Here is a 13,842-nt window from a genome sequence, read left to right as displayed (position 1 = left end):
GGCGTTAGATTGGCTCGCTGATGGTGGATGGAACGGCTGGTCAGGGGGCAAGGGCGATGGACAGCGACGGGACGCGGGACGCGCGCGGTACGCATGCGAATCCTGTGCCGCGCCCTGCGGTGCCCCGCGAGGGTGCCGCCGTACCACCCATGCCCCAGGAGCCGCCCGGGGCACCGCCCAGGCCGGACGGCTCCGCCTTCCTGGCCTGGCTGCGGGCGCCCAGGCCCGATGCGGCGCCCGGGGTGTGGCGGTTCGGGTACCGGCCCCGGCCACAGCAGGAACCCGAGCTGATCCCGGCCCGCCAGCTGCTGGGTGGTGCGCTGATCGCCTTCCTCGTGGGCTGGCTGGTGTGGTCCCTGCTGTGGAACGGCTACCTCGGCGGCTGGTGGGTACTGCCGCTGGAGCTGTTCACCCCGGACTCCTGGCGGCAGGGCAACGACCGCGTCGGCAACGCCGTCCTCTGGTACTCGTACTACACCCTCATCGCCCTCGCCATCATGCTCGTCGTCGGCCGGCTCGGCCGCTGGGGCGAGGTCTGGCGCCGCTACGGCCCGCCCGCCTGGCGCCCCGCCGTGCCCGCCGCCGCACCGCCCCCCGCTCCCGAGCAGGACCCTGCCGAGTGGCCCCAGCTGCGGCGGGCCGGCGCCCACGAGGCCGCCGAACGGCTCGCCGCCGAGGCGAAGGCCGGCCTCATGCGGGACGTCGACCACGCGCGGATCAGCCGGGCCTGGCAGGGCGTGCGGTCGGGCGCGCACAGCCTCGCCTCCTTCACCGGCGCCGTGCTGAAGGACGGCTCGGCCGCCTGTCTGCACCCCTCGGGCGAGCGCGACCTGCCCGCCCGGCACGCCCGCCACGACGTGCTCACCGGCCAGGTACGGCTCGGCACCACCGCCGACGACCCGCGCAACCCGTACCACTACCGGGGCGCCGGACTCGCCGTCGGCCCCGAGCTGCTCGGCACCTCCCTGCTCGCCGTCGGCCCGGCCGGCTCCGGCAAGACCGGCGCGGTCATCCGGCCGCTCGCCGAGTCGCTGTGCCTGCACGCCCTCGCCGGACGCGCCGCCGTGGTCGTCGTCGGCGCGGCAGGCGCGGGGCTCGGCCCGGCCGAGTCGTACGACGTCGTCCTGCGGATCGGGCACCCCGAATCCGTCTACGACCTCGACCTGTACGGCGGCACCACCGACCCCGACGAGGCCGCCGCCATACTCGCCGAGGCCCTCGTCGGCGACCTCGCCGACCCGCACCCCGGTGGCGACAGCCGCCGCTCCACCACCGTCCTCGCCCAGCTGCTCGGGCCCTTCCGGGCCGTCCACGACCGCTTCCCCTCCGTCCCCGAGCTGCGCCAGCTCCTCGACGGCACCCCCGGCCCGCTGGCCGCGCTCCGCAAGGCCCTGACGGACACCGGGCAGGAGTCGCTGCTCAGGGAACTCGACGCGCGGGAGCGGCAGATGGCCCACCCGGGAGACGTCGGCGCGGTCCTCGCCGACCGCATCGCGCTGCTCGACCGGCCCGCCTTCGCCACCTTCTTCGACACCTCCGGGCAGTCCCGGCCGTTCTCCCTCAAGGCTCTGGACCACCCGGTGCGCGTCCGCATCGACCTGCCCCAGCGCGGGCACGCCGACGCCTCCCGGATCCTCGCCCGGCTGGTGCTCGCCCAGTTCACGGCCAGCGTGACGGTACGGGAGGACCGGTCGCTGTTCGCCTGTCTGCTGCTGGACGACGCCTCCGGCGTGGTCACCCCGGAGGCGGTGCGCGGGGTCCAGCGGCTGCGGTCCGCGAACGCCGGCACCGTGCTGACGCTGCGCACCCTGGACGACGTACCCCGGCCGCTGCGCGGACCGCTGCTCGGTGCCACGGGCTGCCGGATGGCGCTTGCCGGGCTCACCCCCTGGGACGGGCAGGACTTCGCCGAGGTGTGGGGCAAGGAGTGGACCGAGACCCGGGACGTCACCGACCGGCAGATCATCGCCGAGACCCCGGCCGGCAAGGCCGTGCACATGCTGCGCCGGGTCATCACCGGCCAGGCGCCCACCGCCCGGGCGGTCACCGTCCGCCAGGTCGAGCGCGAGCGCTGGTCGGCCTCCGAACTGGCGCACGGGGTGCCGCCGGGGCACGCGGTGCTGTCGCTGACCACCGTGCAGGGGGAGCACGCTCCGCCGCTGCTGGTGGACCTGCGGGGCTGAGCGCGGTCACGCGGTACAGCCGGAGGGCCAGCAGGGGACCGTACGGTGAGGCAGAATCGGCATAGGCCGTTCATACGCGGCGGCCAAAAGATCTCGGTTCTCCCAGACCTGAAGGCCCGATGCCCCCGACTCTCGCCTCGCTCGTCCACCACTCCGCGCTCAAGCTGACCGTGCGCGCGGGCGAGGACCGTCTCGACGTGCCCGTCCGCTGGGCGCACGTCAGCGAGCTGGCCGATCCCGTCCCCTACATGGAGGGCGGCGAGCTGCTGCTGATCACCGCGCTCAAGCTGGACGCGGAGGATCCGGAGGCCATGCGGCGGTATGTGAAGCGGCTGGCCGGGGCGGGAGTGGTCGGCCTCGGGTTCGCCGTCGGCGTCAACTACGAGGAGATCCCGAAGGCGCTCGTCGACGCCGCCGAGGGGGAGGGGCTGCCGCTGCTGGAGGTGCCGCGCCGCACACCCTTCCTCGCCATCAGCAAGGCGGTCTCCGCCGCGATCGCCGCCGACCAGTACCGGGCCGTCACGGCGGGCTTCGCCGCCCAGCGCGAGCTGACCAAACAGGCCCTGAACGCCGGACCCGAGGGGCTGCTCGCCGCGCTCGCCACGCAGGTCGACGGGTGGGCGGCGCTGTACGACGCCTCGGGCGCCGTCGTCGCCACGGCACCCGAGTGGGCCGGCCGCCGGGCCGCCCGACTCACCGCCGAGGTAGAACGGCTGCGGGAGCGGCCCGCGCCGGCCTCCTCCGTCGTCGGCGGCCCCGACAACGAGGACCGGGTGGAGCTGCACTCCCTCGGGACCGGCCGGCGCCCGCGCGCCGCGCTCGCCGTCGGCACGGCCGCCGCCCTGGGCACCGCCGAGCGGTACGCCGTCCACTCCGCGATCGCCCTGCTCACCCTCACCACCGAACGCTCCCGTTCCCTGCACGCGGCCGAACAGCGCATCGGCGCCGCCGTACTGCGCATGCTGCTCGCCGGCGAGCCGGACCACGCCCGGGCCGTCGCCGGGGACCTGTACGGCGGGCTGCTCGACGCGCCCTTCCGGGTGATCGTCGCCGAGTCGGTGTCGGGCGGCGACCCGTTGGGCGCGCTCACGGAGACGGTCGAGGCGGCCGCCGCCCGCTCCGGTGAGGCGGTGCTGGTGGTGCCGGAGGGGGAGCGGCTGGTGGTGCTGGCCGCGGACGGCGGCGCGGCGGTGGCCGCGTGTGCCGCGCACGCGGCGGCGCTGGAGGCGGCGGCGCGCGCCGTGCCCGAGCAGGGGGCGGTGGAGGAGGACGAGCTGGTCGTCGGTCTGTCCGCACCGGCCGGGCCGATCGCCGCGGCCGCGGCCTACAAGCAGGCCGAGCAGGCGCTGTCGGTGGCCCGGCGACGGGGACGGGTGTTCGTGGAGCACGAGCAGCTGGCCGCGGGGTCGGTGCTGCCGCTGCTGGCCGACGACGCGGTCAAGGCGTTCGCCGACAGCCTGCTGCGGGCGCTGCACGAGCACGACGCGACGGGCCGGGGCGACCTGGTCGCCTCGCTGCGGGCATGGCTCTCCCGGCACGGGCAGTGGGACGCGGCCGCGGCGGACCTGGGCGTGCACCGGCACACGCTGCGGTACCGGATGCGCAGGGTCGAGGAGATCCTGGGCCGCAGCCTGGACGACCCCGACGTCCGGATGGAGCTGTGGCTGGCCCTGAAGGCCACGTCGGCGGAGTGAACGGCGGCGGGGACCCCGCCAAACCGGAGCATCCCCCATCCGCACCAGTACGACTCGGACAAGCGACCCCTGCGCCGCCCGGCCCTACGGTGGACAGCGAACCGAACGAACACCCCCAACGCGGAAGGGCCGGGACTCACACATGACTTCCACCCACGCCTTCTGGCTCGCCGGCCGCCAGGTCACCGGCGAGGACACCTTCGACGTCACCTCCCCGTGGGACGGCCGGCTCGTCGGCAAGGTCAGCGTGCCGACCGAGGCCCAGGTCGAGGAGGCCGTGGCCGCCGCGTACGCCGTACGGGACGAGTTCGCCGCCACCCCGGCGCACGTCCGTGCCGCCGCCCTCGACCACGTCAGCAGGCGTCTTTCCGAGCGCACCGAGGAGATCGCCCAGATGATCTCCGCCGAGAACGGCAAGCCGATCAAGTGGGCCCGGGGCGAGGTCGGCCGTGCCGTCTCCGTCTTCCGCTTCGCGGCCGAGGAGGCCCGCCGCTTCAACGGCGGCGAGGCGCAGCGCCTGGACACCGACGCCGGCGGCCAGGGCCGCCTGGCGCTGACCCGCCGCTTCCCGAAGGGTGTCGTCCTCGGCATCGCGCCGTTCAACTTCCCGCTGAACCTGTGCGCCCACAAGATCGCCCCGGCCATCGCCGCCGGCGCGCCGATCATCCTCAAGCCGGCCCCGGCCACCCCGCTCTCCGGTCTGGTCCTCGGCGACCTGCTGGCCGAGACCGAGCTGCCCGCCGGCTCCTGGTCGATCCTGCCGGTCTCCAACGACCGCATGCCCGCCCTCGTCCAGGACGAGCGCCTGCCGGTGATCTCCTTCACCGGTTCCGAGAAGGTCGGCTACGCGATCATGGACTCGGTGCCGCGCAAGCACTGCACCCTGGAGCTGGGCGGCAACGGCGCGGCCGTCGTGCTCGCCGACTTCGCGAGCGACGCCGACCTGGACTGGGCCGCGAACCGCATCGCGACCTTCTCCAACTACCAGGGCGGCCAGTCCTGCATCTCGGTGCAGCGAGTGATCGCCGACGCCACCGTCTACGACCGGCTGCTCCCGCGCATCGTCGCCGCCGTCGAGGCCCAGGTCACCGGTGACCCGTCCGACGCCACGACCGACGTCGGCCCGCTGGTCAGCGAGGACGCCGCCAAGCGTGTCGAGTCGTGGGTGGACGAGGCCGTCTCGGCGGGGGCGAAGCTCCTCACCGGTGGCAAGCGCGACGGCGCCTCCTACGCGCCGACCGTCCTCACCGAGGTGCCGGCCGACACGACGATCTCCTGCGAGGAGGTCTTCGGACCCGTCCTCACCGTGCTGAAGGTGGACGGCGAGGACGAGGCGTTCGCCGCGGTCAACGACTCCAAGTACGGCCTCCAGGCGGGTGTGTTCACCCACGACCTCCAGGTCGCCTTCCGCGCCCACCGCGCTCTCGAGGTCGGCGGTGTCGTCGTCGGTGACGTTCCGTCCTACCGCGCCGACCAGATGCCGTACGGCGGCGCCAAGCAGTCCGGTGTGGGTCGCGAGGGCGTGAAGTTCGCGATGGACGACTACACCTACGAGCGCGTGCTGGTACTCACCGGTCTCGCGCTCTGACCTGCCGAGGACAGGTCCGCAGGGACTGACCTGCCACGGACAGGTCGGACGGAACGGCCGCAGCCCACTGTGCGGGGGCTGCGGCCGTTTCCTGTTGCTGGGTAAAGGATTCGGCATCGACGGGTCAACAGCCTTGTTCTGTGCATGACTCACTCGATGGGATGCATGACGACCACTACGTCCGACTGCGGACCACTCAGGGGAATTCATGCACACAGCCCGTACCGGGCGCGGCGTCGCGGCTTCCGCGGCCGCCACCGCCGCACTCGTCGCCGCCGCACTGGCGACCACCTCTTCGGCCGGCGCCACCAGCGCCGCGCCCGCCGCCGTACCGCACACCAAGGCGGTTCCGGCCATCGCGGGCCACACTCTGGTCCACGGCGTGGCGAGCCCGCTCCCCATCGAGCAGTGCCAGGCCAAATGGCACATCGCCTGTTACAACCCGCTCCAGTACCGCACCGCGTACAACCTCGACCCGCTGTACCGGAAGGGCATCACGGGCAAGGGGCGCACCATCGTCATCGTCGACTCGTTCGGCTCCCCGACCGTGCAGCACGATCTCGACGTCTACAGCAAGCAGTTCGGCCTGCCCAGCACCAAGGTCAAGGTGGTCAAGTGGGGTCACGTCCCCGCCTTCGACCCCAAGAACTCCGAGATGACCGGGTGGGCCGGCGAGACCACGCTGGACGTCGAGATGGCCCACGCCGTGGCGCCCGGCGCCAAGATCGTCCTGGTGGAGACGGCGGTCTCCGAGACCGAGGGCACCACCGGCCTGCCGGAGATGATGGCCGCCGAGAAGCACCTGATCGACCACGGGGTCGGCGACGTCATCAGCCAGAGCTTCGGCGCCACCGAGAACACCTTCCCCGGGTTCGGCCGGGGCGACTTCTCCAGCATCAAGAAGCTGCGCTACGCCTTCCAGGTCGCGAACCGCAAGCACGTCACCGTGCTCGCCTCCTCCGGCGACGGGGGCGCCACCGACCTGAAGGCGGACGGCAAGACCTACTACAAGAAGCGCGTCAACTCCTGGCCCTCCTCGGACCCGTTGGTCACCTCCATCGGCGGCACCCAGCTGCACCTGAACGACAAGGGCGAGCGCGTCAAGCAGGACAGCGTCTACAACGACTACGGCGCGGGCGGCGGCGGCCAGTCCCACGTCTTCTCCCGGCCGGCCTTCCAGAACGGCGTGAAGCGGATCGTCGGCGCCCGCCGCGGCACCCCGGACGTGTCGCTGGCCGCCGCCGTCAACGGCGGCGCCTGGATCTACTCCAGCTTCGATCCGACCGCCACCGGCTGGGACGTCACCGGCGGCACCAGTGAGGCGAGCCCGCTCTTCTCGGGCGTCGTCGCCCTCGCCGACCAGGCGGCCGGCCACCGGCTGGGCAACATCAACGCGGCGCTGTACAAGCTCTCCCAGCACGCCGGCTCCAGCACCGGCATAGTCGACGTCAACGACGGCACGGACAACAGCTACGAGGGCGTCACCGGCTACAAGGCCGTCAACGGCTACGACATGGCCACCGGCGTCGGCACGGTGGACGCCCAGCGCTTCGTGACCACCCTCGCCAGGGCAAGTCACCACAGCTGACGGGGTATTGCCGACAGGGCCACTCCCTGACGGCAGCCCCGCGACGACGGCCCGGGTGTCGCATCCGGGCCGTCCGGAGGGGGCCGCACTGCGCAGGACACCGGGCGGCCCAAGGCTTACAGTCGCGAGTGAGAGGCGTTCCGCCCGGCCCGCGAACGCGTCCATGCTCCTGAAGGAGTGCGGGACGGGGACAAGGCAGGCAGAGGCGTGCGCCGGACGCGCCGGAGCACGGGAAGGTACGTCAGGAGGCGGCCGGTGCCGGTCCCGAACTCGCCCGTACCGTCAGCTCCGGCGTGAGCAGGACGACCTCGTCGCCGCCCCGCCCCTGCAGCTTGGCCACCAGGTGCTCGACGGCGTGCCGGCCCATCTCCCGCGCGGGGATGGCGACCGAGGTCAGCCGCACCGAGGCCTGGACGGCCACCTGGTCCGGGCAGATCGCGACCACGGACACGTCCTCGGGCACGGCCCGGCCCTGCTGGCGCAGCAGCGCGAGCAGGGGCTCCACGGCGGACTCGTTCTGCACGACGAACCCGGTGGTGCCCGGGCGCTCGTCGAGGATCCGGGCCAGGGTCACGGCCATCGCGTCGTACCCGCCCTCGCGGGGGCGGTGCAGCACCCGGACGCCCGCCTCGCGGGCACGGGAGCGGAGCCCGTCGAGGGTGCGTTCGGCGAAGCCGGTGTGCCGCTCGTAGACGGCCGGGGCCTCGCCGATGACAGCGATGTCACGGTGGCCCAGACCCGCGAGGTGCTCCACGCACAGCGCGCCCGTCGCCGTCCAGTCCAGGTCGACGCAGGTCAGACCGGTGGTCTCGGCGGGCAGACCGACCAGGACCGACGGCTGGTCCGTGCTGCGCAGCAGCGGCAGCCGCTCGTCCTTCAGCTCGACGTCCATCAGGATCATCGCGTCGGCGAGACCGCTGCCGGTGACCCGGCGCAGCGCGTCGGGGCCCTCCTCGCCGGTGAGCAGCAGGACGTCGTACCCGTGCGTGCGGGCCGTGGTGGCCACCGCGATCGCGATCTCCGTCATCACCGGCACGTACATGTCGGTGCGCAGCGGGATCATCAGCGCGATGATGTTCGACCGCTTGCCGGCCAGGGCGCGCGCGCCCGCGTTCGGGTGGTAGCCCAGTTCGTGGATGCTCTGCTCGACCCGCTGCCGGGTGGTCGCGGAGATGGACCGCTTGCCGCTGAGGACATAGCTCACCGTGCTCGCCGAGACTCCGGCGTGCCGGGCGACCTCGGCGAGGGTGACCATCCAGCTCTCCAAGCTTTTTGAAGCGCTTCGACACTGCGCATTGCTGACAAGGGCGAGTGAGGGTGTATTGACAGTAGCTTCAGCAGGAGTGGGTGCCGATAGGCTGTCGAAGCGCTTCGACAGCTTTTCCCGGCCTCGGCCGAACGGCGACGCACGCCGCCGAATGACGACAAGTGTGTCCCCGCGTCCACCGATCGGACCGCGAGGGGTGGTGGGGTCGGCCCGTTTCGGGTACCAACGATCCAGTAGCACCGGTCGGTAATGACCGGTCCCCAGTCGTCCCTCTTCGCGGCGAGGTGAGCCTCAATGTCCGCCACCACCAGCCCACGCACCACCGTCACCGAGCGCGAGGCGCGCCAGGTGGCGGAGGCCGCCCGGGAGCAGGACTGGCGCAAGCCCAGCTTCGCCAAGGAACTGTTCCTCGGCCGCTTCCGGCTCGACCTCATCCATCCCCACCCGCTCCCGGACCCCGAGAGCGTGCGCAGCGGCGAGCAGTTCCTCGCCAAACTGCGCGACTTCTGCGAGACGACGATCGACTCCGCCCGCATCGAGCGCGAGGCCCGCATCCCCGACGAGGTCGTCGCCGGCCTGAAGGAACTCGGCGCCCTCGGCATGAAGATCGACCCCAAGTACGGCGGTCTCGGCCTCACCCAGCTGTACTACAACAAGGCGCTCGCCCTGGTCGGCTCCGCGAGCCCCGCGGTCGGCGCCCTGCTCTCCGCCCACCAGTCGATCGGCGTACCCCAGCCACTCAAGCTGTTCGGCACCCAGGAGCAGAAGGACGCCTTCCTGCCCCGCTGCGCCCGCACCGACATCTCTGCCTTCCTGCTCACCGAGCCGGACGTCGGCTCCGACCCGGCCCGCCTCGCGACGACCGCCGTCCCGGACGGCGACGACTACGTCCTCGACGGGGTCAAGCTGTGGACCACCAACGGGGTGGTCGCCGACCTGCTCGTCGTGATGGCGCGCGTACCGAAGTCCGAGGGACACAAGGGCGGCATCACCGCCTTCGTGGTGGAGGCGACCTCCGAGGGCATCACCGTGGAGAACCGCAACGCCTTCATGGGCCTGCGCGGCATCGAGAACGGCGTCACCCGCTTCCACCAGGTGCGCGTCCCGGCCACCAACCGGATCGGCCCCGAGGGCGCCGGCCTGAAGATCGCGCTCACCACCCTCAACACCGGCCGGCTGTCGCTCCCCGCCATGTGCGCCGGCGCCGGCAAGTGGTGCCTGAAGATCGCCCGCGAGTGGGCGGCGGAGCGGGAGCAGTGGGGCAAGCCGGTCGCACTGCACGAGGCCGTCGGCTCCAAGATCAGCTTCATCGCGGCCACCACCTTCGCGCTCGAGGCCGTCCTCGACCTGTCCTCGCAGATGGCCGACGAGGACCGCAACGACATCCGCATCGAGGCCGCACTCGCCAAGCTCTACGGCTCCGAGATGGCCTGGCTGATGGCCGACGAACTGGTCCAGATCCGCGGCGGCCGCGGCTACGAGACGGCCGAGTCCCTGAAGGCGCGCGGCGAGCGGTCCGTGCCGGCCGAGCAGATCCTGCGCGACCTGCGCATCAACCGCATCTTCGAGGGCTCGACGGAGATCATGCACCTGCTCATCGCCCGCGAGGCGGTCGACGCCCACCTCTCGGTCGCCGGTGACCTCATCGACCCCGACAAGTCCCTGTCGGACAAGGCGAAGGCCGGCGCGAACGCGGGCGTCTTCTACGCCAAGTGGCTGCCGAAGCTGGTCGCCGGACCCGGCCAACTGCCCTCCTCCTACAGCGAGTTCAAGCGTGACGTCGATCTCTCCGGCCATCTGCGCTACGTCGAGCGGCACGCCCGCAAGCTGGCCCGCTCCACCTTCTACGCCATGTCCCGCTGGCAGGGCCGGATGGAGACCAAGCAGGGCTTCCTCGGCCGGGTCGTGGACATCGGCGCCGAACTGTTCGCCATGAGCGCGGCCTGCGTGCGCGCCGAGCGGCTGCGCGGCGAGGGCGAGCACGGCCGCGAGGCCTACCAGCTCGCCGACGCCTTCTGCCGCCAGTCCCGCATCCGCGTCGAGGAACTCTTCAACCGGCTGTGGACCAACACCGACGACCTCGACCGCAAGGTGGTCAAGGGAGTGCTCGGCGGGGCCTACGAGTGGCTGGAGGAGGGGATCGTCGACCCGTCCGGCGACGGCCCGTGGATCGCCGACGCGACCCCCGGACCGTCCGCACACGAGAACGAGCGCCGCCCGTTCGGCGGTTAGTCCGGCAAGCACGTGTCGCTCGGATCCCGCGTCGTCCAGGAGCAGGAGCCCTGTTCGGCGCGGGATCCGAGTCGCTGTGCCCGAAGGGTCACCAAGCGGTCTTCACCCGGCCTTCACAAGGGGAAAACAACTCCATCCGGCGGCGAAAGCCGTTAACCCACCCGCCCGGGGGACGCCCTGTCCTGACCGCCACGGCTTGCGGCCACAATGGGGGGATGACCGACAGTCCCGCCAGTCCCGCACCCCTCGCCGACCCGCACCTCGTGTACGACCCCCTCGCGGGAGACGGCCCGAAGGACGTGGTGATCCTCGGCTCCACCGGGTCCATCGGAACCCAGGCCATCGACCTCGTGCTGCGCAACCCCGACCGCTTCCGGGTCACCGCCCTCTCCGCGAACGGCAGCCGCACGGCCCTGCTCGCCGAGCAGGCGCACCGGCTGCGGGTGCGGACCGTGGCGGTCGCCCGCGAGGACGCCCTGCCGGCCCTGCGCGAGGCGCTGACCGAGCGGTACGGCGCAGGGGAGCCGCTCCCCGAGATCCTCGCCGGGCCCGACGCGGCCACGCAGCTCGCCGCCTCCGAATGCCACACCGTGCTCAACGGCATCACCGGGTCCATCGGCCTCGCGCCCACCCTCGCCGCCCTGGAGACCGGCCGCACCCTCGCGCTCGCCAACAAGGAGTCGCTGATCGTCGGCGGCCCCCTGGTCAAGGCGCTCGCCAAGCCCGGCCAGATCATCCCGGTCGACTCCGAGCACGCCGCGCTCTTCCAGGCCCTCGCCGCCGGCACCCGCGCCGACGTGCGCAAACTGGTCGTCACCGCCTCCGGCGGCCCCTTCCGCGGCCGTACCAAGGCCGAACTGGCGAACGTCACCGTCGAGGACGCCCTCGCGCACCCCACCTGGGCCATGGGCCCGGTGATCACGATCAACTCCGCGACCCTCGTCAACAAGGGCCTGGAAGTCATCGAGGCGCACCTGCTCTACGACATTCCCTTCGACCGCATTGAGGTCGTCGTGCATCCCCAGTCGTATGTCCACTCGATGGTCGAGTTCACCGACGGATCCACGATCGCCCAGGCGACGCCCCCCGACATGCGCGGGCCGATCGCCATCGGTCTGGGCTGGCCCGAACGTGTCCCGGACGCGGCGCCCGCCTTCGACTGGAGCAAGGCCTCCACCTGGGAGTTCTTCCCCCTGGACAACGAGGCCTTCCCCTCGGTGAACCTCGCCCGGCACGTGGGGCAGCTCGCGGGCACGGCTCCGGCGGTGTTCAATGCGGCCAACGAGGAGTGTGTCGAGGCCTTCCGCACCGGCGCACTGCCCTTCAACGGCATCATGGAGACCGTCACCCGGGTGGTCGAGGAGCACGGCACCCCGGCCGCGGGAACCTCACTCACCGTGTCGGACGTCCTCGAAGCGGAGACCTGGGCGAGGGCCCGGGCGCGCGAACTGACAGACCGGACCGCGGAGGCGCGTGCATGACGACCTTGATGTTCATCCTCGGCATAGTGGTCTTCGCGGTCGGCCTGCTCGTCTCGATCGCGTGGCACGAGCTGGGGCACCTGTCCACGGCCAAGCTCTTCGGCATCCGCGTCCCGCAGTACATGGTCGGCTTCGGCCCGACCATCTGGTCGCGCTCGAAGGGCGAGACCGAGTACGGCATCAAGGCCATCCCGCTCGGCGGCTACATCCGCATGATCGGCATGTTCCCGCCGGACGACGCCGGCCGGATCTCCGCCCGCTCCACCTCCCCGTGGCGCGGCATGATCGAGGACGCCCGCTCGGCGGCCTTCGAGGAGCTCAAGCCGGGTGACGAGACGCGCATGTTCTACACGCGAAAGCCGTGGAAGCGGGTCATCGTCATGTTCGCGGGCCCGTTCATGAACCTGGTGCTCGCGGTAGGCCTGTTCCTCACCGTGCTGATGGGCTTCGGCATCCAGCAGCAGACCACCACGGTCGCCTCGGTCTCGCCCTGCATCATCGCCGCGAGCGAGCACCGCGACAGCTGCAAGAAGTCCGACCCCGCCTCCCCGGCCGCGGCCGCCGGCATGAAGAACGGCGACAGGATCGTCTCCTTCGACGGCAAGCCGACCAGGGACTGGAACACGCTGTCCGACCTCATCCGCGACAGCGCCGGCAAGGACGTCGCCGTCGTCGTCGACCGCAAGGGCCAGGAAGTGACCCTGCACGCGAAGATCGCCACCAACCAGGTCGCCAAGAAGGACTCCAGCGGCACCTACGTCCAGGGCCAGTACGTCAAGGCCGGCTTCCTCGGCTTCAGCGCCGCCACCGGCGTCGTCCAGCAGGGCTTCGGCGACTCCGTGACCTGGATGACCGACCGGGTCGGCGACGCCGTCGACTCGCTCGTCGCCCTGCCCGGCAAGATCCCGGCCCTGTGGGACGCGGCCTTCGGCAACGGCCCGCGCGAGCCGGACTCCCCGATGGGCATCGTCGGCGCGGCCCGGATCACCGGCGACATCGCCACCCTGAACATCCCGGCATCGCAGCAGCTGGCCATGTTCGTCTTCGTGCTGGCCGGCTTCAACCTCTCCCTCTTCCTGTTCAACATGCTCCCGCTGCTCCCGCTCGACGGCGGGCACATCGCGGGCGCCCTGTGGGAGTCGCTCAGGCGGAACGTGGCCCGAGTGCTGCGCCGCCCGGACCCCGGCCCGTTCGACGTGGCCAAGCTGATGCCGGTGGCCTACGTGGTGGCCGGGATCTTCGTCTGCTTCACGATTTTGGTCTTGATCGCCGATGTCGTTAATCCGGTCAAGATCAGTTAGAAGATTTCGGCGTGACGGCCGGACCGCGCCCTTCGCTCGCGTGACTCGCGCGAGTGAGGGGCGCGGCTTCTTTGCACGACGCGGACGTGGGCTCCTCGACGGAAAGGGGTTCACGCCGTGAAAATCTCCTGGCCACCCGCCGTTCCAGGCGGCCCGGGACCCGGCCTTCCCGGGCCGCCTTCCATCGAGTGGGTTTGCCGGGTGGGATGTGCCGGCGCCAGGGCCGGTGCCGTAATCTCGAAGCCTGGAGCCCGCCGTTCACGGGACCGGACCTTGATCCACGACTTGGGGTTGCACAGCAGATGACTGCGATTTCTCTCGGCATGCCGTCCGTTCCGACCAAGCTCGCCGAGCGTCGGAAGAGCCGGCAGATCCAGGTCGGAAGCGTGGCGGTCGGCGGAGACGCGCCTGTCTCGGTGCAGTCGATGACGACGACCCGTACGTCGGACATCGGCGCCACCCTGCAGCAGATCGCCGAGCTGACCGCGTCGGGTTGTCAGATCGTGCG

9 protein-coding genes are annotated in these 13,842 nt (G+C 71.8%); 8 read left to right on the top strand and 1 reads right to left on the bottom strand.

Annotation, left to right across the window (positions count from 1 at the left end; genetic code table 11):
- Window positions 1-56: 56 nt before the first annotated feature.
- The 4 genes from AC07CM_RS40110 (at window position 57) to AC07CM_RS40095 (ending at window position 7,053) form a co-directional block, all read left to right on the top strand.
- On the top strand, window positions 57-2,183 hold the full coding sequence (locus AC07CM_RS40110) for an ATP-binding protein (protein ID WP_478881468.1): 2,127 nt from the start codon (window positions 57-59) through the stop codon (window positions 2,181-2,183).
- A gap of 119 nt (window positions 2,184-2,302) precedes the next feature.
- The gene (locus AC07CM_RS40105; RefSeq protein ID WP_478881467.1) at window positions 2,303-3,877 is read left to right on the top strand and encodes a PucR family transcriptional regulator; all 1,575 of its coding nucleotides are present in this window, start codon (window positions 2,303-2,305) and stop codon (window positions 3,875-3,877) included.
- Between the two features lie 142 nt (window positions 3,878-4,019).
- Window positions 4,020-5,465 carry an aldehyde dehydrogenase family protein gene (locus AC07CM_RS40100; RefSeq protein ID WP_478881466.1) on the top strand — a complete coding sequence of 482 codons (1,446 nt, stop codon included), beginning with the start codon at window positions 4,020-4,022 and terminating at the stop codon, window positions 5,463-5,465.
- A gap of 208 nt (window positions 5,466-5,673) precedes the next feature.
- Window positions 5,674-7,053: a S53 family peptidase gene (locus AC07CM_RS40095; protein WP_478881465.1), complete on the top strand. Its 1,380-nt coding sequence runs from the start codon at window positions 5,674-5,676 to the stop codon at window positions 7,051-7,053.
- 241 nt (window positions 7,054-7,294) lie between these two features.
- Here AC07CM_RS40095 and AC07CM_RS40090 read toward each other — a convergent pair whose 3' ends face one another.
- Window positions 7,295-8,308, bottom strand: a complete 1,014-nt coding sequence (locus tag AC07CM_RS40090; RefSeq protein WP_478881464.1) for a LacI family DNA-binding transcriptional regulator — start codon at window positions 8,306-8,308, stop codon at window positions 7,295-7,297.
- Between the two features lie 306 nt (window positions 8,309-8,614).
- Between AC07CM_RS40090 and AC07CM_RS40085 the strand changes: the two genes are divergently transcribed.
- From AC07CM_RS40085 to AC07CM_RS40070, 4 genes are all read left to right on the top strand, one after another.
- Window positions 8,615-10,552 (top strand): acyl-CoA dehydrogenase family protein, encoded by a 1,938-nt coding sequence (locus tag AC07CM_RS40085; protein ID WP_478881463.1) that lies wholly within the window; start codon window positions 8,615-8,617, stop codon window positions 10,550-10,552.
- Window positions 10,553-10,767: 215 nt separating this feature from the next.
- Window positions 10,768-12,033: a 1-deoxy-D-xylulose-5-phosphate reductoisomerase gene (gene dxr / locus AC07CM_RS40080; protein ID WP_478881462.1), complete on the top strand. Its 1,266-nt coding sequence runs from the start codon at window positions 10,768-10,770 to the stop codon at window positions 12,031-12,033.
- Window positions 12,030-13,334, top strand: coding sequence for a M50 family metallopeptidase (locus tag AC07CM_RS40075; protein ID WP_478881461.1), 1,305 nt, complete (start codon window positions 12,030-12,032; stop codon window positions 13,332-13,334). The genes dxr and AC07CM_RS40075 overlap by 4 nt, the downstream gene beginning before the upstream one ends.
- A gap of 302 nt (window positions 13,335-13,636) precedes the next feature.
- Window positions 13,637-13,842 (top strand): flavodoxin-dependent (E)-4-hydroxy-3-methylbut-2-enyl-diphosphate synthase (locus AC07CM_RS40070; RefSeq protein ID WP_366012120.1); only part of this gene is annotated, 206 nt, incomplete at its 3' end.

It is taken from the genome of Streptomyces sp. NPDC044061, from assembly GCF_056434305.1.
This window is presented reverse-complemented; position numbering and strand designations above follow the sequence as displayed.